20 protein-coding genes are annotated in these 20673 nt (G+C 43.2%); 5 read left to right on the forward strand and 15 right to left on the reverse strand.

Annotated elements, in window-relative coordinates:
- Positions 1-11: 11 nt before the first annotated feature.
- Genes murG through mraZ form a run of 10 tightly spaced genes read right to left on the reverse strand, consistent with a single transcriptional unit; the run spans position 12 to position 11076 of the window.
- Positions 12-1085, reverse strand: coding sequence for an undecaprenyldiphospho-muramoylpentapeptide beta-N-acetylglucosaminyltransferase (gene murG, locus NH153_RS07805; RefSeq protein ID WP_063702604.1), 1074 nt, complete (start codon positions 1083-1085; stop codon positions 12-14).
- The gene (ftsW, locus tag NH153_RS07810; protein WP_063702606.1) at positions 1082-2257 is read right to left on the reverse strand and encodes a cell division protein FtsW; all 1176 of its coding nucleotides are present in this window, start codon (positions 2255-2257) and stop codon (positions 1082-1084) included. The genes murG and ftsW overlap by 4 nt, the downstream gene beginning before the upstream one ends.
- On the reverse strand, positions 2254-3579 hold the full coding sequence (gene murD / locus NH153_RS07815; protein ID WP_063702608.1) for a UDP-N-acetylmuramoyl-L-alanine--D-glutamate ligase: 1326 nt from the start codon (positions 3577-3579) through the stop codon (positions 2254-2256). Before murD ends, ftsW begins: the two co-directional genes overlap by 4 nt.
- Complete coding sequence (gene mraY, locus NH153_RS07820; protein WP_063702610.1) at positions 3580-4662, reverse strand: phospho-N-acetylmuramoyl-pentapeptide-transferase; 1083 nt, start codon at positions 4660-4662, stop codon at positions 3580-3582.
- A complete protein-coding gene (locus NH153_RS07825; protein ID WP_063702612.1) occupies positions 4656-6044 on the reverse strand; it encodes a UDP-N-acetylmuramoyl-tripeptide--D-alanyl-D-alanine ligase in 1389 nt (462 codons plus the stop codon). The genes mraY and NH153_RS07825 overlap by 7 nt, the downstream gene beginning before the upstream one ends.
- Positions 6041-7519, reverse strand: a complete 1479-nt coding sequence (murE, locus tag NH153_RS07830) for a UDP-N-acetylmuramoyl-L-alanyl-D-glutamate--2,6-diaminopimelate ligase (protein ID WP_063702614.1) — start codon at positions 7517-7519, stop codon at positions 6041-6043. The genes NH153_RS07825 and murE overlap by 4 nt, the downstream gene beginning before the upstream one ends.
- Entirely contained in the window at positions 7512-9329 is a 1818-nt protein-coding gene (locus NH153_RS07835; protein WP_063702616.1) for a penicillin-binding transpeptidase domain-containing protein, read from the reverse strand. The genes murE and NH153_RS07835 overlap by 8 nt, the downstream gene beginning before the upstream one ends.
- Positions 9326-9652, reverse strand: a complete 327-nt coding sequence (gene ftsL / locus NH153_RS07840; protein ID WP_063702618.1) for a cell division protein FtsL — start codon at positions 9650-9652, stop codon at positions 9326-9328. Before ftsL ends, NH153_RS07835 begins: the two co-directional genes overlap by 4 nt.
- Positions 9652-10587, reverse strand: a complete 936-nt coding sequence (gene rsmH, locus NH153_RS07845) for a 16S rRNA (cytosine(1402)-N(4))-methyltransferase RsmH (protein WP_063702620.1) — start codon at positions 10585-10587, stop codon at positions 9652-9654. Before rsmH ends, ftsL begins: the two co-directional genes overlap by 1 nt.
- Positions 10588-10617: 30 nt before the next feature.
- Complete coding sequence (gene mraZ / locus NH153_RS07850; RefSeq protein WP_054552739.1) at positions 10618-11076, reverse strand: division/cell wall cluster transcriptional repressor MraZ; 459 nt, start codon at positions 11074-11076, stop codon at positions 10618-10620.
- Positions 11077-11537: 461 nt separating this feature from the next.
- Here mraZ and NH153_RS07855 point away from each other — a divergent pair, with 461 nt between their 5' ends.
- From NH153_RS07855 to NH153_RS07870, 4 genes are all read left to right on the forward strand, one after another.
- Positions 11538-11879 carry a hypothetical protein gene (locus NH153_RS07855; protein WP_063702622.1) on the forward strand — a complete coding sequence of 114 codons (342 nt, stop codon included), beginning with the start codon at positions 11538-11540 and terminating at the stop codon, positions 11877-11879.
- Positions 11880-11884: 5 nt separating this feature from the next.
- Positions 11885-12331, forward strand: a complete 447-nt coding sequence (locus NH153_RS07860; RefSeq protein ID WP_063702624.1) for a hypothetical protein — start codon at positions 11885-11887, stop codon at positions 12329-12331.
- The gene (locus NH153_RS07865) at positions 12328-12588 is read left to right on the forward strand and encodes a hypothetical protein (protein ID WP_370625246.1); all 261 of its coding nucleotides are present in this window, start codon (positions 12328-12330) and stop codon (positions 12586-12588) included. The genes NH153_RS07860 and NH153_RS07865 overlap by 4 nt, the downstream gene beginning before the upstream one ends.
- A gap of 89 nt (positions 12589-12677) precedes the next feature.
- A complete protein-coding gene (locus tag NH153_RS07870; RefSeq protein WP_240494361.1) occupies positions 12678-13253 on the forward strand; it encodes an AAA family ATPase in 576 nt (191 codons plus the stop codon).
- A gap of 40 nt (positions 13254-13293) precedes the next feature.
- On the opposite strand, the gene NH153_RS07875 is transcribed toward NH153_RS07870, so the two are convergent.
- The 3 genes from NH153_RS07875 to NH153_RS07885 form a co-directional block, all read right to left on the reverse strand.
- Positions 13294-14265: a glutathione S-transferase family protein gene (locus NH153_RS07875; protein ID WP_063702630.1), complete on the reverse strand. Its 972-nt coding sequence runs from the start codon at positions 14263-14265 to the stop codon at positions 13294-13296.
- A gap of 9 nt (positions 14266-14274) precedes the next feature.
- The gene (locus NH153_RS07880) at positions 14275-15117 is read right to left on the reverse strand and encodes a pirin family protein (protein ID WP_063702632.1); all 843 of its coding nucleotides are present in this window, start codon (positions 15115-15117) and stop codon (positions 14275-14277) included.
- Between the two features lie 82 nt (positions 15118-15199).
- Positions 15200-16168: a YihY/virulence factor BrkB family protein gene (locus NH153_RS07885; RefSeq protein WP_063702634.1), complete on the reverse strand. Its 969-nt coding sequence runs from the start codon at positions 16166-16168 to the stop codon at positions 15200-15202.
- Between the two features lie 122 nt (positions 16169-16290).
- On the opposite strand from NH153_RS07885, the gene NH153_RS07890 reads away from it, so the two are divergent.
- On the forward strand, positions 16291-17370 hold the full coding sequence (locus NH153_RS07890) for a mechanosensitive ion channel family protein (RefSeq protein WP_063702636.1): 1080 nt from the start codon (positions 16291-16293) through the stop codon (positions 17368-17370).
- Between the two features lie 12 nt (positions 17371-17382).
- On the opposite strand, the gene tatA is transcribed toward NH153_RS07890, so the two are convergent.
- Together tatA and NH153_RS07900 are read right to left on the reverse strand one after the other, a co-directional pair.
- Complete coding sequence (gene tatA, locus NH153_RS07895; RefSeq protein WP_082401550.1) at positions 17383-17538, reverse strand: twin-arginine translocase TatA/TatE family subunit; 156 nt, start codon at positions 17536-17538, stop codon at positions 17383-17385.
- A 77-nt stretch (positions 17539-17615) separates the two neighbouring features.
- Entirely contained in the window at positions 17616-20432 is a 2817-nt protein-coding gene (locus tag NH153_RS07900) for a TonB-dependent receptor (protein ID WP_063702638.1), read from the reverse strand.
- Positions 20433-20673 lie beyond the last annotated feature (241 nt).

Below are 20673 nucleotides of genomic sequence, written 5' to 3' on the forward strand. Positions count from 1 at the left end.
TTCTTTCACTACTAATCTCTTCTATCTGCTAGTTGCTCACAGCGTTTTGCTACATTGGCTGTGGCATCTAAAATAGCAAGTTGTTTTGCTTTACTTGCCATTGTTGAAATTTTTTCTGGTGCGTTTACGTAGGGTGTTAATAACTCAACGACCGCTGTTTTGTTGAACTCGCTTTGCTGCATAATCAGCGCGGCCTGTTCTGTCACTAAATATTTTGCATTGGCAGTTTGATGGTCGTCGACAGCATGTGGGAAAGGCACAAATAATGCCATTCGACCCGCTGCGGCAATCTCACTGACCGTTAACGCACCAGCGCGGCAAATTACCAAATCGGCCCATTGATATGCACTATCCATATCATCAATGAATTCAGCAACTTTGCTATTTTCAGCTAATCCTAACTGTTGATAGCTCGCAGTCACATTCGGTTCATTATTTTTACCTGTTTGGTGCCATATATTAAGCGTTGTTAGCGCTGAAAGTTCACTGAATACAGCAGGTAAAGTCTCATTAAGTACCTGCGCACCAAGTGAACCACCCACTACAAGCACATTGATCGGTGTCGTTGTTTGCTTGGCGGTGACATTTGCAACACTGGCTCTGACCGGATTACCCACCACTTCACATTGTTCTTTTGCAAAAGCCGATGGAAAAGCGGCTAACACTTTATTGGCAAACTTTGCTAACCAGCGGTTACTCATACCTGCAACCGCATTTTGCTCATGAATAACCAAAGGAATACCTAAGCTCTTTGCTGCAATCCCCGTAGGCCCGGTCACATAGCCACCCATAGCAAGAACAACATCAGGCTTTTGTGCTTTTAAAATTTTACGTGCTTGAAAAATCGCATTCATCACCATAAATGGCGCTTTAATCAAGCGTTTAATTCCATTACCACGCACACCTTTCACATTGATAAAATCAATCTCAATGTTGTGTTTAGGAACCACAGTGGCTTCCATTCTATCTGGCGTACCAATCCAGCTAACTTGCCAGCCTTGTTGCTTTAAAAAGTCAGCAACAGCAATACCTGGGAAAATATGGCCACCGGTACCACCTGCAACTACCAGTAATTTTTTACTCATCGCTTACCTCCACGAGAGGTAGCCTGCTTAGTCGCCATTTTTGTCTCAAAATCTATTCGCAAAAGTACACCTGTTGCTATGGTCATAATTAATAAGCTTGAACCACCGTACGAAATAAACGGTAGCGTTAAGCCTTTTGTTGGTAAAATACCTGCACTTGCGCCAATATTTACCATGGTTTGAAACGCAAACCAGATACCAATAGCAAAGGCAAAATAGCCTTCGTACTCTTTGCCACATTTAAGCGCTTTTTGACCAATCAGCAAGGCTCTGAATACAAACACACCGAGTACCATCAAGATACTCACTACGCCAAAAAAGCCGAGCTCTTCACCAATCACAGCAAAGATAAAATCATTATGTGCTTCTGGTAGATATTGCAGTTTTTGTACGCTATTACCTAAGCCTTGACCAAACCAGCCACCTTGGCTGTATGCCATTAGCGATTGTACTAACTGATAACCTTTACCGAATGGATCTTCCCATGGCTCTAAAAAGCCTGTAACACGAGCCATACGGTATGGTTCAGCAATAATCAAAACCACAACGGCTGCTATACCCGTTAAGATAAGACCAAAAAACTGCCATAACTTAGCGCCGGCTAAAAACAGTAAGCCTACAGTAGTCACAAACAACACCACCACGGTGCCTAAGTCTGGTTGCATTAAAATCAAAAACGCATACACACCAAACACAGCTAATGGCTTAAAGAAACCTTTTAAGTTCTCTTGCACTTCTTCACGTTTACGCACTAAGTAACCAGCAATGTAACTAAAGAAATACAACTTCGCAGCCTCGGCTACCTGAAAACCAACTGGGCCGATTGGTATCCAACGCTTTGCGCCATTCACTTCACGGCCAACAATCAGCACCAAAACGAGTAAACCTAAACCCAGTAATAATAAATAAGCGTTACTGCGTTTCCACCAATCCATAGGCACATTAGTGGCAATCCAAAACAAGAAAAAGCCCATGATTAAAAACATGCTATGACGAATAATAATGTGGTACGGATTATCAAAAATTCGCTCGGCAGTTGGCATTGACGCACTGGTTACCATCACAAAACCAACACCTATCAACATAAACATGCAATACAGCAACGGCACATCATAAAGTTGTGGCGATTGCTTTGGTGTTAATGCTTCACGGATGTCAGCAAATGCGATCATACTGCCTCCGCCAATACGCACTGCGCAAAGTCATCGCCACGTTGCATATAGTTGTTATACATATCGATGCTGGCACAAGCAGGTGCTAATAAAACGATATCGCCGCTGCTGCTTAGCTGTTTAGCTAACTGCACAGCTTCAAGCATGTTGGTGGTTAGGTGGCCTTTTTCGGTTAATGCCACAAGTGCTTTAGCATCCTTACCAAAACAAATAAGCGCTTTCACTTTGTCATTTAAATAAGGCTTCAAGGCATCTAAATATGCCCCTTTTGCATCACCACCGGCAATCACAACTAGTTGCTTTGCTTGATCAGCTAAGCTTTCAATCGCAGCGATAGTCGCACCAACATTGGTCGCCTTTGAATCGTTAAAGTATTTCACTTCATTAATTTCGGCGACAAACTGGCAACGATGGGCAAGTCCAGTAAATGTACTAAACGCTTGCTGATAATGCGCTGTAGAGATGCTAAACGGGCTCAATAACGCCATCACCGCGAGCGCATTTTGTTGGTTGTGCGAGCCAACAACTTGCAAACAGCTTGCAGGCAACACAGGTTTACCGTGTGCTGCAAAGTATTGCTCACCGTGATGTTCAACCAAGGCAAAATCTGCATTGGCAAGTGCAAAGCTCACTTGAGGTTGCTTTGCAGTGTGCGTTGCCACATCAATGGCATTGACTACCGCAAGTTCAGAGCCGTTATAAATACTTTGCTTAGAGTCAATGTATGCTTGGTAGCTTGGGTAACGATCAAGGTGATCTTCACTCACATTCAAGACACAGGCACTTTTTGCTTTTAAGCTGTGCGTGGTATCAAGTTGAAAACTCGACAGCTCAAGTACATACACATCGTAGTCTTGCGAGAGTAAATCAAGCACCGCAGTACCAATGTTGCCACCAAGGCCAACTTTATAACCAGCCGCTTTAAGCACTTCAAACGCCAATGTAACCACTGTCGACTTACCATTTGAGCCAGTCACCGCGACAATCGGCTTATCCGTCAATCGAGCAAAAAGCTCAACATCACCAATCACTTCAACACCAGCATCAATTGCCTTTGCTACAGCGGGTGTAGCGAGGCTTAAACCTGGGCTGATGATAATAATGTCATTGCTGGCTAAGTCTGCCTGCTCTAAGTCACCAAAGTGAGTCGTTAACTCACTGGCATGCTCATTTAGCCAATCAGCACCCGGCGGCGCTGTGCGGCTATCAACAACAATTGGCTTAATATTCTGAGACAATAAAAAACGCACAATGCCCAGACCGGTTACACCGAGTCCGAGCACTGAAATTTGTTTGTTTTTAATCTCGTTAATTACTGTCATTTACCTGATCTTTAATGTCGCAAGGCCAGCAAGTACTAGCACGATTGAAATAATCCAAAAGCGCACAATAACGCGCGGCTCAGGCCAACCCTTTAATTCATAATGGTGGTGAATAGGCGCCATTCTAAAAATACGTTGACCACGTAATTTGTATGAACCTACTTGTAAAATCACCGATAATGCTTCCATTACAAACACACCACCCATGATGATAAGTACCAGTTCTTGGCGAACCAGCACCGCAATAATACCCAAAGCACCACCCAGTGCTAATGAGCCTACATCACCCATAAATACCTGTGCTGGGTAGGTGTTAAACCATAAGAAACCAAGTCCAGCCCCGACAATCGCAGTACACACAACCACAAGCTCACTGGCGAGCGGTAAATGCGGAATATGTAGGTAGCTTGAGAAATTAACGTTACCAGTTAAGTAAGCAATAATGGCAAGTGCTGCCGCTACTAAAATGGTTGGCACAATCGCTAAACCATCAAGGCCATCTGTCAGGTTTACCGCGTTCGACGTACCTACAATTACAAAGTAAGTCATCACGATATAAAACAAGCCAAGTTGTGGTAACACGTCTTTGAAAAACGGCACAACTAATGAGGTTTCGCTGCCTTGCTGCGAGGTAAAATAAAGCGCACTGGCAACCACTAACGCAATCACTGATTGCCAAAAGTATTTCCACTTCGCAATTAAGCCTTTAGGGTCTTTGCGGATCACTTTACGGTAGTCATCAATAAAGCCAACCACACCTAACGAGCCCACTACAAATAAGGTTGCCCAAACATATTTATTTGAAAGGTCTGCCCACAGTAAAGTGCTAGTAAAAATCGCCGCTAAAATCAAAATGCCGCCCATAGTTGGGGTGCCTTTTTTAGATAGGTGAGACTCTGGGCCATCGTGACGAACCACCTGACCAATCTGCATTTTTTGTAATGCACGAATTAGCTTAGGACCAAAATAAAGTGAGATAAGCAGTGCTGTTAAAATACCTAAAATCGCGCGCAGCGTAAGGTAAGAAAAAACATTAAAGCCACTGTAATACTGTGTTAAATACTCTGCCAGCCAAACTAACATGACGATACTCCATTGTTGCCATCTTGCTGGCTATTTACTAAATCTTCGACCACTAGCTCCATACGAGAACTGCGCGAACCTTTGACAACAACCGTGGTTTTTTGCATCGATTGGGCAAGCACACTTTGTAATTGTTGTAATAATTGTTCACGACTTGAGAAGTGGCGGTTTGGCTTTTCAAATACATCACTGGCTGATTTACTTAATACGCCTAAGCTATAAAGCTCATCAATGCCTTTTTGCTGTGCATACTCACCGACTTGTTGATGATAAAAGCGCGCTTCTTCGCCAAGCTCTCCCATATCACCTAACGCAAAAATACGACGACCCGGCATATCACTTAATAAATCAATTGCTGCTTTAACCGATTGCACATTCGCATTATAGGTATCATCAATCACCGTCAAGGTATCTGATACTTTAAGGACGTTAACGCGGCCTTTAACTTCGCCCATGGTCGCCAGCGCTGATGCAACGCTTTCAAGGCTTACACCCAACTCAGTGGTTAAGGCAGTTGCAATTAACGCATTAGCAATATTATGTTTGCCCGGTAATGCGAGCGTAACAGGTACTTTTTTATCTTTATTACAAAGCATGAAAGAAGCGCGCGCTTGTTCATCAAGCACCACATCTTCCGCCCAATAATCTAATTGTTGGCTAGTAGAAAAGCGTTTTACATTGCGTTCAGTTAATTTATCAAGCCAAAAATCGGCAAAGTCGCTGTCGCAATTGACGATAGCAACCCCATTAGGCTTTAAGCCGTCATAGATTTCGCCTTTTGCCGTTGCAACACCTTGTAATGAGCCAAAGCCTTCTAAGTGAGAAGCCGCAACATTACATACCACAGCAACATCAGGTTTTGTCATTGCAACGGTGTAAGCTATTTCACCAATGTGGTTTGCACCTAACTCAATCACCGCATATTGGTGTTGTGGTTCAAGGCGTAATAATGTCAGCGGTACACCAATGTCATTATTAAAGTTACCTTTTGTTGCCAGTACTTCGCCGTGACCAGATAAAATCGCCGCACACATTTCTTTAACGGTCGTTTTACCAACGCTACCTGTGATAGCAATTGTTTTTGGTGCGACCTGTGCCATCACAGCGGCGCCAATTTGGCCAAGCGCAATACGTGTGTCACTGACCACAAACTGCACAATATCGACATTAACAGGACGCGCTACAATGGCAGCTATCGCCCCTTTTTCTTTTGCTTGCGCAACAAATTTATGCCCGTCAAAATTAGGCCCTTGTAGCGCTAAAAACACTTCACCGTCGCACAACGTGCGGGTGTCAGTGTTAATATTTTTTACCGTTTGATTACCACCTTGGTAATCGGTTGCTAGAACATTTGCTAGCCAATCAAAATCCATAGGGATCATAACTGCGCCCCTTGCGATTTTTCTTTTAATTGTTGTTGTACATATTGACGATCGCAGAAGTCGATTCGTTGGTCGCCAATGATTTGATAGTCTTCGTGGCCTTTACCTGCAATAAGAATGACATCATCAGCCCCCGCTTGTGCGATGGCATAGCTAATAGCTTGTGCGCGGTCTGCTTCACAATGTGCTCGTTCAGGCTGTTCAAGCCCTGCAACTACATCTGCGATAATAGCGTCTGGGTCTTCACTTCTCGGGTTATCACTGGTGATAATAATACGGTCTGCATTACCTTCAGCAGCTTTTGCCATCATCGGGCGCTTGCCTTTATCTCGGTCGCCACCACAGCCAAACACACAGCTCACGCCACCGGGAACATGTTTTTGCAATGCTTGTAATGCCAGTGCTAATGCATCAGGAGTGTGGGCATAGTCAACAATACAAGTCGGTTGACCTGGCGCACTAAATGCCTGCATACGCCCTGCTACAGGCTGTAATGTTTTACACCCTTCAACAAGTAAACTAAGTGGGTAACCCATACCTAATAAAGTGGCCATTGCAGCGGCTAAGTTATAGAGGTTAAATTCACCAAATAGCGTACTGTTAACTTCAGCTTGTCCCCAGCTAGTATCGAACTTCGCCGAAATACCGGCGTTATCATAGGTTACATCACTGAAATAAACAAAACGTGCGTTTTCAGGTGGTAAATTTTTATGCCCATAACAAATCAGGTTATTAAAGTCGTATTTATCTAACCACGCTTCAACTTGCGCATCGTCTTGATTAAGCACTACAAGCTCAGGCATATGGTCACGCATTAACATCAACTTCGCATCACCATAGGCATCCATCGTGCCATGATAATCTAAGTGATCGCGTGAAAGATTAGTAAACACTGCAGCTTTAAATTTACACTGTTCAACACGTTGCTGTACTAAGCCATGAGATGAAACTTCCATAGCCACAACATCATTCTGCTCTGCAACAAGCTCAGATAAAATACGTTGTAAATCAACACTCGATGGTGTGGTGTTTGCCAGCTCGGTCAGGTTATCAGGATGCCCATAACCAAGCGTACCAATCACAGCTGCACGTTTATGACAGTGCTGCGCTAAGTGCGCGATCATCGCTGTGATAGTCGATTTACCATTGGTGCCTGTCACACCCACTAAATCCAGCTGCTTTGATGGCTGTTGGTAAAAAGCAGCTGCAAGTGCAGGCAGCTTTTTCGCTAAATCGGTTACTAGATAAAGTGGTTCAAAATCACTTTCGAACTCACATAAACGGTCGGCAATGACTGCCACCGCACCATTTTCAATGGCTTTTTCAATAAACTGTCCGCCATCGAGTTGATGGCCTTTTATGGCAACAAACACATCGCCAGCTTTGACATCTCGGCTATCAAGACGTAGTTGATTGACCACTAAACTATTGGCCTCAACATCAATATGATTAAGAATCGGTTTTAAATCACGCATCGTTATCTTTGCCTTCTACGTACGCAACCGCATCTTTGTCCGGTGCAACGTTGAGAATTCTTAAGGCATTGGAGACAATCTCTGCAAATGCAGGACCTGCCGTCGCACCGCCGTAATAAACATCTCCACCCGGTTCGTTAATCATTACTACTACCGCTAAACGTGGGTTACTCGCTGGTGCAAGGCCAGCAATATAGCCGACGTACTCGTCACCGTAACCACCTACCGCGGCTTTTTTAGAAGTACCTGTTTTTGCTGCTGCGCGATAGCCATCAACATGAACCTTTTGTGCGGTACCGCCTTTCTCAAACACGCTTTCCATCATGTGAACAACAGCTTCAACGTCTTTTTGCTGAAAAACTCGCTCACCTTCAGGAATTGACTCTTGTTTAAGTACCGTAAGCGGACGCATCACGCCACCTGAACCTAACATCGCATAAAAGCGCGCCATTTGTGCGGTGCTTACAGCGAGGTTATAGCCAAATGATAATGCGGCAATTTCATGATCTGACCAGCGGCGATTTGGATAAAATAAACCACTGCTTTCACCAACCATGCCCGTGCCACTGTCGCTGCCAAATCCGACTTTTTCATACAGGCTAACAAAGTAGTCTTTTGGTAGTTCTTGACTCACCTTTGTTACACCCATATTACTTGAATACTTTAAGATTTCTCTTAACGTCATCTTGCCGTGATTACGGGTATCTTGTACTAGGCTTCCGCCAACGCGCATCCAGCCAGGAGAAGTATCAACGATTGAATCCGGTTGAATTGTGCCGTAGTCTAAACCAGCTAAAATGGCTAGCGGCTTAACAGTTGAGCCAGGCTCAAACAAATCGGTAATTGCACGGTTGCGACGCTTATGTGGAGCTGCATCTGATAAGTTATTTGGGTTAAACGACGGGCTGTTCACCATGGCTAACACTTCGCCGGTTTTAACATCTACAACCATAGCCGAGCCTGAGGTCGCTTTGTACGATAAAACGGCTGATTTTACCGCTTTGTAGGCAATTGCTTGAATACGCTGGTCGATGCTTAAATGAATGTTCTCTGGTTCTACACGCTCACGTTCATCGAGCACTTCGACTTCACGGCCTTGCGCATCTTTACGAATAGTACGTTGCCCTTCAACACCGGTTAACGATTTTTCATACAGCTTTTCAATCCCTTCGATACCATGACCATCAATGTTGGTGAAACCAATAACATGAGCTGTCACTTCACCAGCTGGGTAATAACGTTTTGACTCATCCAGCAAATGAATACCTGGTAAACGAAGGTCACCAATATAGTTAGCAACGGCAGGGGTAACCTGACGTTTTAGATACACAAAACGACGTTTTGGGTTATCACGTAGGCGAGAGTTAATTTTACTAGGTTCAATACGTAATACATCAGCAAGCTCACGCCAACGAATATCATTGCTGTAATAAGCAGCAATACGTTTATCTAATTCAACTGTGTTTTCTGCAAGTGCTTGTTGGTCTTCGCCGTTTTTGCGAGCTTGACGAAGAACTTTACTGATCAGTGATTTATGTAGCGCTTTAGGATCAGCATACACACTCACTACAGGCACACTCACTGCCAATTCTTTGCCATTGCGATCGAAGATCATGCCACGCTGCACATGTTGTTTTTCAACTCGTACAGTACGTTTATCACTTTCTGAACGGGCTTTGTCCGGTTCAATCACTTGTAAAAAAGCGGCACGCGCAACCAGCGTCATAAAGACTAAAAACACCACAGAGCACACAAGCAAAAAGCGCCATGTGATTAAGGTATTAGTTGGCTTTTTCCCTCTGCTTCTCATCGCAGTATTACCACCTGTTCGTCTTGGCTGGTTGGCCGTTTCATTTCTAATTGCATGGTTGCTACTTCTTCAATGCGCGCATGCTGCGAATAAAACTCTTCTTCTACGAGCAAGTAACGCCACTCTAAATCGAGCTCATCGCGTTCTTGCAATAATTTGTCTTGTGTTATCAGCTGCTGACGCGCTAAATGCGTCACCTGAACCACACTCAAGCTTGATGCGAGGATCACAACCAACAAGGCCAAGGTCAGCTTATTAGCTCCTAGGCCTTTAAAAATCTCGATAAATAAATTGGGTTGGCGATGTGTCGCTTTAGCTTTCATTACAACCTCTGAGCTACCCTTAACACTGAGCTACGTGAACGCGGGTTCGCTTCAATTTCCGCCTTACTTGGCTTAATGGCTTTACCCACTGCCTTTAACGTCAGGTTTTTGTTTATTTGTGCGTCCGTCAAAGGCAGACCTCTGGGTATCGCCTCTCCCTTACTCTGTTTTTTAATAAACTGCTTAACAATGCGATCTTCTAACGAGTGGAACGAAATAACCACTAAACGTCCACCAGGTTTTAACACCTCAACAGCGGCTTGCAGTGCAGTTTGAATTTCTTCAAGCTCACTGTTGATATAAATACGGATCGCTTGGAATGTTCGTGTAGCTGGGTGTTTATGTTTATCTTTCACTGGCACCGCTTCATCGACTAAGTCAGCAAGCTGCTTAGTGCTGATGATCGGTGTATGCTCACGTGTTTCAATAATTTTATGAGCAATACGACGACCAAATTTTTCTTCGCCGTAGGTTTTAATCACATGAGTAATATCTTCAAGTTCAGCTTCTGCTAGCCATTGTGCCGCACTGCGACCACTGGTTGGGTCCATACGCATATCAAGCGGGCCATCTTTCATAAAACTAAAGCCACGCTCAGCATCATCAAGCTGTGGTGAAGAAACGCCGATATCTAACAGAATACCGTCAACCTTGCCGATTAAATCGTTATCTTCGGCAACCGTTTTAAGATTTGAAAAGCGAGTGTGAGCAATCGAAAAACGTGCATCATCAGCAAATTTTTCGGCAGCTTTAATAGCTTGTGGGTCTTGGTCAATCGCTTGTAAGCGACCTTGCTCACTTAATCGCGCAAGAATTTGTCCAGAGTGTCCACCGCGACCAAATGTGCCATCCATGTAAATGCCTTCGGGTTTTATATCCAAAGCATCTATGGTTTCGTCCATCAGTACAGAGACATGTTCAAATTGCGCTGTCATTAGCTATTTTTTGCCTTTTTATTATTGTGGTTAGAGTGAAAAGTTATCAAATTCAGGATTCGCCTCAAAATCGCCTAGGCGTTCAATTTCAGTATCTTGGCGCATTTGTTCATGCCAACGATCTTCATCCCAAATTTCAAACTTGTTCATCAAGCCAACCAACATGATTTTTTTTCCAAGTTCTGCATGTGCGCGTAACGACGGCGCCAGCAAAATTCGGCCATTTTTATCTAGTTGATACTCTGTAGCGTTACCGAGCAACATACGTTGCATACGGCGAGCGCGTGGATTCATGTTCGAAATTTTTAATAATCGTTCTTCAATTTCGAGCCATTCTGCTAACGGATATAACCACAAACACGGTTCGTTTAAGGCTACAGTGCAAATAACCGTTCCCTGATCTTCAGACAAGATCGCATCTCGGTACTTTGTAGGTACCGCAAAGCGTCCTTTATCATCCAAACTCAGAGAGCTCGCACCCCGAAACATAGCTTGCCTTAAAAATTAGGTTATTAATCGTTAATGATTATTTCCGATCCAGTTTGATCCACTAAAAACCACTTTTTACCACAGTGCTCCAGTTTAGGGCTTGACAAGCCTTTTTGTCAAGTAAGCAGATCATCATAAGCGCCTTGTGAAGCCAGAAAAAATAAGGGCTCGGGCAAAGCCTATGAATTACGTGGGAAAAAGTGGTAAACATCGAAAAAAAATTTTTTTCCTATTTTCTTGGCTATGTATTAGGGAAAAATGGTTAATGAATGACCAATGAATAATTACAAAAATTTCTTATTCTGTAATTTTTACTTAATCACCCTGCAAGAGTTACGAGCATTCTCCAACCAACGGCTGATTTAAAAACATAACGCATTGAAAAAATTAACTTTTACTATTTGGTATGAAGGTTGCGACAGGTTAACTACCAATTAAATGGCAATTTTTAAGGAATGATTATGACTACCGCAACTTCAAAATCGAACTCAAGCGCAGCAACTAATGGCAGTGCACACTCGAACGCGGCTCAAGTAGAGGCGCCATTCACAGAAAAAGCAACAGAAGCAGCACACCACGCTGTAGATGCATTATCATCGCGTGCAGCAAGTGCTGAGCACAGTGTTCGTCAAGGTGCATCGAGCTCAGCTCAAACGCTTTCTGAAAAGCAAGCTATAGCACGCGCTAAAATTAATGAGTACAGTGGTAAAACTCGTAAGCTTGCATCAGAGAACCCACTTGCGACAGCAGGTATTGCATTTGCAGCAGGCATGCTAGTAACCGCACTTATTCGTCGTAAGTAATCGTTATGCAATCTTCTCAATCTACAGATGAGAAAACGCAAGATGCCAATGATCAGCCGTTAAACGCTGATCAGTGGCAAGATCATCTTGCCAAATTATCTGACTATGCCAAACAGCTTTATATTGACTACCGCAAGCAAACGGGGCTTTGCAAACAGCTTGCCGCAGCGGAGTGGCGCTTATCAACACGCTCACTCGCCTTAACGATTATCTTACTCGTCTGTTTTGCTGGGGGGTTAGTGCTGCTATGGGCTGGCTTACTTGCCACTGTAGGTATCGCGATATTTAGCTTTAGCCAATCATTGTGGTTATCTGCTGTTTCATTGATTGTTTTGCAATTGCTTTGTCTTACATGGCTTTGGAAAAACATTGGTTATGTCAGCAGTAAAATTGGTTTTGATCATACGCTCAAGAGCGTTCGTCAATTACTGAATATAAATAAGGATGAATGATGTTAATTGATTATTTTATCAATAAGCCACAACACAAAGTCAGTGAGCTTAGTCATCAAATGGATTTACAAGATGAGCTTAAACGCCAGCATCATCAAGCATTTAATTACCGCCTGAAACGTTTTGCTGTCAGTAAGGTGGGTATTGCCAGTGCCTTTACGGCGGGTATGGGCTACGAAGCGCTCAATGATCCACAGCCAAAAAGCAGCAAACTGAAACAAATTGGTCGCTTTAGCTGGTTACTGCGTTTGTTGTGATCTTTATCATGTAAAGTGTGCATTTTACTTCTCTTTTCCAGCCATTTTCATTACTTTAAACACACACTAGCTATTTGTGGAAACCTAAGGTGAAAAAAAGGATTGTATTAACAGGCGGACCTGGTGGTGGTAAAACAACAGCCATCGATTTATTAAGACGTGAGTTTTCAAAACAAATTGTCGTGGTGCCAGAGTCTGCGACCATGCTTTTCAGTGGTGGTATAGAACGAGGCGATTCAGCTCATCTTATCAAAGCCCATCAACAAGCTATCTTCAGCTTACAAAAACACCTTGAACATATTCAGCGAACCATGCACCCAGATCGTTTAATGCTTTGCGATCGTGGTAGCTTAGATGGCCTTGCCTACTGGCCTGGTGAACAAGATGAGTTTTTTCAGTGTTTAAACACCAGCCTAGAAATCGAACTTAACCAGTATGATGCAGTGATCTTTTTTGAAACGGCTGCTAAATCTGGGCAGAGTATTCATTCTAATAACCCAGTCAGAAACGAATCTGATCAACAAGCCATATTGCTTGATGACAAACTACAAGCTGTTTGGTCTCAGCACCCTAACTTTAATTTAGTGAAAAGTTCAGAGTCATTTATTCAAAAGGTGATGTTTGGCATCGACACCATCCGCATGGTCATGGATAGCTATAACTAACAGCTTAATCAAGCCATTAAACTGTTAGTTATCAGGTCTATTAACCACGATTATGTGGTCGAGCGTAGTCTATATCAGGCCCTTTTGGCACAACTTGAGTTGGGTTGATCATGGTGTGGCTAAAATAGTAATGACGTTTTATATGATAAAAATCAACGGTCTTACTTACACCTTCAACTTGATATAACTCACGCAAATAATTGCTGATCGCCGGATAGCTCTCGATAGTACGCAAATTACATTTAAAGTGGCCCACATAAACACTGTCGAAGCGAATTAAAGTAGTAAATAAACGCCAGTCGGCCTCTGTCAGTGTGTCACCCACTAAATAACGATTAGCTGTTAAACGTTGCTCAATCTTATCTAGAGCGGCAAAGAGATTATCAAAGGCTTCTGTATAAGCTTCTTGCGTTGTCGCAAAGCCAGCACGATACACCCCGTTATTAATATTGTGATAAACAAACTCATTAACTTCATCAATTTCAGAGCGCAACGATTGCGGATAAAAGTCGCGTTCATTACCTGTAAAGCCATTAAACGCGCTATTAAACATTCTGATAATTTCAGCAGATTCGTTACTAACAATACGCTGCGTTTTTTTATCCCAAAGCACGGGAACCGTAACACGACCTGAATAATCTGCTTTGTTACGCGTATAAATTTGATGCATAAAGTCGCTATCGAAAAGTGCATCACCTGTGCTGTGATTATCTTTATCAAAGGTCCAGCCATGCTCCAACATGTCAGGGCTTACAACCGACACACTAATATAATCTTCAAGGCCTTTTAAATGGCGAAAAATCAAAGTGCGATGAGCCCAAGGGCAAGCTAAAGAGACATAAAGATGGTAACGATCTTTTTCAGCTTTGAAGCCCGCATCACCGCTTTGCCCTGCACTGCCATCTGCGCTAACCCAGTTACGTAACTGGGCTGCCTCACGTTTGAACTCACCTTGATTGTTATCGGTGTCGTACCATTTATCTTGCCATTGGCCATTTACTAGTAATCCCACAATAACCTCCTATAGTGTGCCAAATTTACCTAGCTGATAGTCACGTACAGCTTGCTGTAACTCAGCTTGGGTTGTCATTACAAACGGGCCCATATGAGCGATTGGTTGCTTAAGCGGCTCACCGGCTAAAATCAAAACGCCAGCCCCCGTTTGCGAGTTAAACTCAATGTCACTGTCAGGCTCTAAAATCAATAAGCTACCCGCTTTAACTGGGCCGCCTTGCTCAGTATGAATTTCTCCAGTATGGATATAAATCATCACCTTCGTTTGTGTAAGCGGTGTATGGTAAAACTGCGTACCAGCCGGTAAAGTCACATCAGCAAGCATGCCGTCAGCGGCGAGGTCTTGTAAGCTAGACACCTGCTCTTCTCCGGCAAATTGCCAGCTTCCTGCCAACGCTTTAAGCTCAACACCCTGCTCATTTTGACTCGTTGGCGCTGGCGCTTCAGTGGTATCTTGATATCGCGGCGCTCTTAGCTTCTCGGCACTTGGCATATTGAGCCAAATTTGAAAGCCGTGCATGCCTTCTTTGGCATCTGCTAATGGCATTTCACTGTGGATCACACCAAAACCGGTACTCATCCACTGCACATCACCAGCGCGAATCGCTTTTTTGTTACCCATTTGATCTTGGTGTTCAAAGCCACCTTTAATAATGTACGTAAAGGTTTCAATACCACGGTGAGGATGCGCAGGAAAGCCGCCCATAAAATCACTGTGATCATCAGACTTCAGCTCATCGATCATTAAAAAAGGGTCTAAATACTTGCCATCAAAGCCTGGAATACGGCTGATGTTTACACCATCACCATCTTGTGTGGCATGGCTATTTAATTGTTGAATCACTTTCATAACTTTACTCCCGTAAATTGTATGAAATGATTGTAGGCGCTAATTTAACTAACAACCATGAGTAAAATTCGCACTAATCATTCTATTTATGAGAATGCTCATTTTGTTGCCTGGTTAACCTATCAGCGACTGTTGCCCCGCGATCTCCCACTTCTTTGTCAGGGCCTATGGTGCTATCGACTAAGGTTTGTTGCTCGGCACTGGCATTAATGGCCGCACCAAAAATAATGATGTATGCGCTGATATAAAGCCACATCAACATGATCACCACACCCCCTAACGATCCATAGGTTTCGTTATAACTTGCAAATTGTGATACATAATATGAAAAACCGATTGATGCGATGATCCACAGTAAGGTGGCAAGCATTGAGCCAGGGGTGATCCAGCGCCATTTGGCAGGCGTTCTGTGAGGCGCATAACGATATAAAAATGCTAAAGCGCAATTAAAAATAATGGCTAATAGTGGCCAAGTAATAAGCTGAATCATTAAATCGATAAGCTCAGTTAAACCAACTAAATTAAGCACTATTGGCAAAATACCAATGATCAATAACGCCACCAGCGCAACCACAATAGCACCTAACGAAAATAAAAAACGCACCACTAATGCCATAAAAAACTGGCGCTTATTGCGCTGATGATAAGTAATGTTGCAGGCAGTGATCAGTGCTTGGCAGCCTTTACTACTACTCCAAACTGTTAATAACAAGGTCCCTATGGCGCTGACACTTAATACCTTTTGTGATTGCTGAGTGATGCCACTCACTTGCAGCAAAATAATGTCGCGGCTACTTGCAGGTAAAATGGCAATCACTTTATCGAGTTGATCATAAATATCGGTTGGCGAAGCAAAATAAGCATACACAGAGACTATGGCCGCCAGCGCAGGGAAAATCGCCAACAAGGCATAAAACGCCACACCTGCCGCCACGAAAGATAAATTGTCTTGTGATAGGTTGTGATAAACCCGCTTACTGATATCCCACCAACCGCGAATTGGGATCTCCATCGGTGAGCGAGCGTGGTAACCACGATTGTCCTTACTCATAAACGACCTAAATAATTGCCTTTAACACTCTCAAGCTGCAAACAACTTGCCAGTAATAATGGCGTCTGAATTGCATTAAGCTACGCTTATAAAAACACTACAAAGATCCATGGAGCGGTGCGATGAGTTATTACTTACTTATTAAAAATCAATTGGCTAGTTTGTTCAGCCCCACCATTTGGGTAACATCGCAAGCAATCCCTGCGAGCTTATCTTGGCAAGACTTAAATTCTCAAATTACGCAGTTTTTACATACTGCATGGCAAATGTTACCAGCACTGACACTCGGTATTGCGGCCATCATCATTTGCTACTTATTAGCTCGTCCTTTATCGTATTTATTAATAAAGCCGCTTGGCTTTGTCAGTGAAAGTAAACTTTTACATGTAGTGACGAGGCGCTTTTTTAGCATCATTATCATCTTGTTTGGGGTGTACTTATTTTTGCGTCTTGCAGGGCTTACCAGTTTTGCTGTAGCGATTATGAGTGGGACTGGTTTAGTTGGGCTTATTTTAGGCTTTGCTTTTCGCGATATCGCTGAAAACTTTATTTCAAGCATGCTGCTCAGTGTGCAGCGCCCTTTTCGTATTGACGATGTGATTGAAGTTGATGGTCGTTTAGGGGTGGTTAAAAAGGTTACGGCTCGCGCCACCACCTTGGTGGATTTTGATGGCAATCACATTCAAATTCCTAATGCGACCGTGTATAAAAACGTCATTAAAAACCTCACTGCAAACCCGAAAATGCGGGGTCACTTTAATGTTGGCATTGGCTACGATAATGACATTCGCTACGCCCAACAATTAGCAATGAAGGTGGTTAATCAAAACCCTGCTGTTATTAATGATCCCCCAAGCCAAGTGTTAATTGATTCTTTAGGCTCAGCGACTTTAAATCTAACCATTTATTTTTGGGTTAATAGCCGCGAACACAGCACTGTCAAAGTCGCTTCACAATTAATGCGAGAATTGGTCAATACCTATTTAGCAGAGCAAATCAGCATGCCTGATGATGCTCGCGAGCGAATTATTTTAAATAGCGAGAACGATAATGAGCAGCCAAACAATAATGCAAGCGCAGAGCCAAAAACAGCAAAATCACTCGACGACCACAGCCTTGATGACGTTAGCAGTGATGCCGATGATATTCGCGAACAAGCGGATCAATCTCGCGACCCTGAACAGGGTAGCAATATAATTTAAAGTACTTGAGAGCTAGGCTTCATCATTGGGTTTATCTTGCATAGCACGCTTAAACCCTTTGACTGACGTCCCTAAATCTCCACCAATTCGAGATAATTTTTTTGTGCCAAATAACAGCACCACAATTGCGGCAATAATGGCTAATTGCCAAACACTAATTCCTGCCATAACAACCTCTTTTTTTAAAAAAAATAAAAGCGCCTTTGCAGGCGCTTGAACAACACTAACAACTGGGAATACAAAGATTAAAAGCTAGCACGTACACCTAATGCGACTTGAGTACCAAAACGCTCAAGGTAACTCACTTGGTCAGTACGCTTGGTGTAACCCCAATAACGCTCATTCGTTAAGTTCGTTGCTTCGGCAAACACTGTGAATTGGTCACTGATGTTATAGCTCATGCTGGCATCTAACTGACCATAATCAGAGATCCAATATGGACCGCCCCATGCATCAGGATCCGACAAGAATTTGCTACGCCAGTTATACGCTAAACGTGCTTGGAAACCATATTGCTCATAGTAAACCACGGCGTTATATGAGTTTTTCGACATGCCTCTAAATGGCAAACCTGACTCTTTGAGCTCTGGCTCATCGTAGCTACTGTCAACATAAGTGTAGTTAAGCTGAAAGCCTAGGCCATTGAAAGGTTCTGGTAATAAGTTTTCAAGCGACTGCTGATAAGCAAACTCAGCACCTTTGATCGTTGCACCGTACTTACTCTTACCAGGGTAAGATGCAAAGTAACGCACACCTTCAATTTCAACTGGGCTTTCTACGTAATCGATAAATGATTTCAGGTCTTTGACAAACACCCCACCACTTAACGAGCTACTGTCTTCAAAGTACCACTCTAAAGTCATATCAGCTTGATTAGCTTCTTCTGGTGTTAACGATGAATCGCCCATCGAAAGTTGTGGTAACCCTTCACGATACGTATCAAAATTTGGCGCAAGCCACGGACGTAAGTAGCTTAAAGATGGGCGGCTAATCACTTGTGCCGCAGAGAAGCGGTAAATTAAATCATCGGTAATACTAAGCTTAAAGTTCATGCTTGGTAAAATGTTGCTGTAATCCCCTTTAAATGATTGCTCAACAGTTTCGCGCCAACCATTTTCAAGTGGTTTACCATCTTCTTGTAAGTCAATTAACGATAGATCATAAACCGACCCTTTAGAGCTCACTTCTGTTTGCGAGCCGCGAATACCAACGTTTAACATATACGGCATATTTGCAAGACTGCTTTCGAGCGTCACTTGCGCATATGCGGTAAGGATTTCTTCGGTTACCTCATAAGTACCCGATGAATTTAGCGATGCAACAATGCTCTTATCGGTCGCTTCTGCATTTATTGAACGATAATAAGCAAGTAACTTATCGTAATCGAAACTTGGCCACGGCTCTGGTGTAATGCTACTTTCGCCTTCTAAGAAGTTATCGAAATTCGCCTCAACAAACACATCACTTGGGATTTCAAAGAGGTTAAAGTCACCCACATTCACTACTGTGCTGTCATCAAATTCATAGCCATCGCGCTCTAAATACTGACCACCATTACTGAATTGGCTGGCATTTTTTGATGCATATTCAAGCTGACTTTTAGTTTGTTCAAGGTAAGTTAAACCAAAATCAACACGGGTCACTAAATCGCTTTCAGGCACAAACGTACCGGTAAACTTAAAGTCATTAACCGTGTCTTCAACCCCAATACCTGTATTACGGCTATAGTGAGCACCGTATGATTGATCCGCAGTTAAGCCCGGCGATAAGGTCACATCTGGCAGCATATTACCTGTGGTGTAATCAATCCCAATTGAGTCTATAAAACCACGCGCAACAATAAAGCGGTTATCACCCCCATTTTCGTTTTTCGCTTTTGAATGGGCAACATCCACAGCCAGTGTTAGGCCATCCATTGGATACCATTTGGCATTAAGGGCAAACTGATAAGTATCGGTTTTACGTGGGTTGGTTAAGTTGAGTAGCTCCACCATGGTGTTACCGGTTTGCGTCATTGATACTACGCGACCTGAGTCATCAAATTCTGCATCGGTAAACACTGGCGTGCCTGGCGTCCAGCTTTCATCATAGTTAACAAAACCGATTTGATAACGATGACCATCGGTGTTGTAACGTGAATAAAGAGCATCAAAGTTAATGTCTAGGGTATCTGTTGGGCGCCATTGCATCGCTAACGTCGCACCGACGCGTTCACGCACATCCTGCGCGTTGGCAAAATACATGTAACTCGGGATTTTTGAGGCAAATATTTCACTTTGCCCATCAATTTCTCCGTTGCCGTTCATGTCGACTGGCACACCTGCGCTGTCTGCCCCCCAACCTTCTTCTTCGTCAAAAAAACCGCTTGCCGAGTATGTGTCTGCACGTAAGGTTTTCTTAGAATACGCACCCGAGAAAAGCACACCAAAAGTATCATCATTAAAGTTGTCACCGATGATGAATGAAGCATGCGGGTGTACATCGCCTGTTCGAGATTCATAAATCCCTTTTGCTGAAGCGCTCAAGGTAAAGCCATCTTGGTCTAGTGGTTTACGCGTTTCGATATCAACTACCGCACCAATGCCCCCTTCAATTAAGCGTGCTTCTGGTGACTTATACACTTGTAGTGCCCCCACTAACTCTGAAGCAATCGTATCAAAGTTAAAGTCGCGGCCTGAGTTTTCAGAAGCCAGTTTACGACCATTCAACGTGGTAATGTTGTAGCCGCCACCTAAACCACGGACTAAAATATTTTGCCCCTCACCGCCATTACGAGTAATGGTGATGCCCGGAATACGCTGCAATGCTTCCGCTAAGTTTTCATCGGGGAACTTACCGATGTCATCAGCGACAACGACATCAACAACCGTCGTTGCTTCTTTCTTTCGAAAGTTTGATTCTTTAATACTGCTACGGATCCCTGTAACTTCAATAACCTCAACATCCTCTTCGGCCTTACTATCGTTTTCTTGTTGCTGGGCCGTCGCAGCGAAACTGACTGATGAGGCCAAAATCGAGCTTATCAGCACGCTCAAATATGTTTTTCTAGTTGTTGTTGCCATGATGATTTCCTGTTTTTAAATGTTCAGATTTTTTCACCATAAAAATGGTAATGAGTAAGGCCTTATATTTAATCTATAACAAAATGAAACAAACTAGCAACAATTAATTACCTAATGAAACTTTCGATAGTTACGAATTAAGTTTCAAAAACAGCAAAAATGGCTTCGCATGCCTTTAAAGATGGGGAGTTAATTTCGAAAGTTACGATAATGATTTTTTCTGAAGATTTTCTTTTCGGTG

The organism is Pseudoalteromonas gelatinilytica (genome assembly GCF_001641615.1).
Taxonomy (GTDB): Bacteria; Pseudomonadota; Gammaproteobacteria; order Enterobacterales; family Alteromonadaceae; genus Pseudoalteromonas; species Pseudoalteromonas gelatinilytica.

Bases quoted from the DNA above. Each gene is read 5' to 3' on its own strand.
- murG (WP_063702604.1), bottom strand. From the start codon at position 1,085: ATGAGTAAAAAATTACTGGTAGTTGCAGGTGGTACCGGTGGCCATATT.
- ftsW (WP_063702606.1), bottom strand. From the start codon at position 2,257: ATGATCGCATTTGCTGACATCCGTGAAGCATTAACACCAAAGCAATCG.
- murD (WP_063702608.1), bottom strand. From the start codon at position 3,579: ATGACAGTAATTAACGAGATTAAAAACAAACAAATTTCAGTGCTCGGA.
- mraY (WP_063702610.1), bottom strand. From the start codon at position 4,662: ATGTTAGTTTGGCTGGCAGAGTATTTAACACAGTATTACAGTGGCTTT.
- NH153_RS07825 (WP_063702612.1), bottom strand. From the start codon at position 6,044: ATGATCCCTATGGATTTTGATTGGCTAGCAAATGTTCTAGCAACCGAT.
- murE (WP_063702614.1), bottom strand. From the start codon at position 7,519: ATGCGTGATTTAAAACCGATTCTTAATCATATTGATGTTGAGGCCAAT.
- NH153_RS07835 (WP_063702616.1), bottom strand. From the start codon at position 9,329: ATGAGAAGCAGAGGGAAAAAGCCAACTAATACCTTAATCACATGGCGC.
- ftsL (WP_063702618.1), bottom strand. From the start codon at position 9,652: ATGAAAGCTAAAGCGACACATCGCCAACCCAATTTATTTATCGAGATT.
- rsmH (WP_063702620.1), bottom strand. From the start codon at position 10,587: ATGACAGCGCAATTTGAACATGTCTCTGTACTGATGGACGAAACCATA.
- mraZ (WP_054552739.1), bottom strand. From the start codon at position 11,076: ATGTTTCGGGGTGCGAGCTCTCTGAGTTTGGATGATAAAGGACGCTTT.
- NH153_RS07855 (WP_063702622.1), top strand. From the start codon at position 11,538: ATGACTACCGCAACTTCAAAATCGAACTCAAGCGCAGCAACTAATGGC.
- NH153_RS07860 (WP_063702624.1), top strand. From the start codon at position 11,885: ATGCAATCTTCTCAATCTACAGATGAGAAAACGCAAGATGCCAATGAT.
- NH153_RS07865 (WP_370625246.1), top strand. From the start codon at position 12,328: ATGATGTTAATTGATTATTTTATCAATAAGCCACAACACAAAGTCAGT.
- NH153_RS07880 (WP_063702632.1), bottom strand. From the start codon at position 15,117: ATGAAAGTGATTCAACAATTAAATAGCCATGCCACACAAGATGGTGAT.
- NH153_RS07885 (WP_063702634.1), bottom strand. From the start codon at position 16,168: ATGAGTAAGGACAATCGTGGTTACCACGCTCGCTCACCGATGGAGATC.
- NH153_RS07890 (WP_063702636.1), top strand. From the start codon at position 16,291: ATGAGTTATTACTTACTTATTAAAAATCAATTGGCTAGTTTGTTCAGC.
- tatA (WP_082401550.1), bottom strand. From the start codon at position 17,538: ATGGCAGGAATTAGTGTTTGGCAATTAGCCATTATTGCCGCAATTGTG.
- NH153_RS07900 (WP_063702638.1), bottom strand. From the start codon at position 20,432: ATGGCAACAACAACTAGAAAAACATATTTGAGCGTGCTGATAAGCTCG.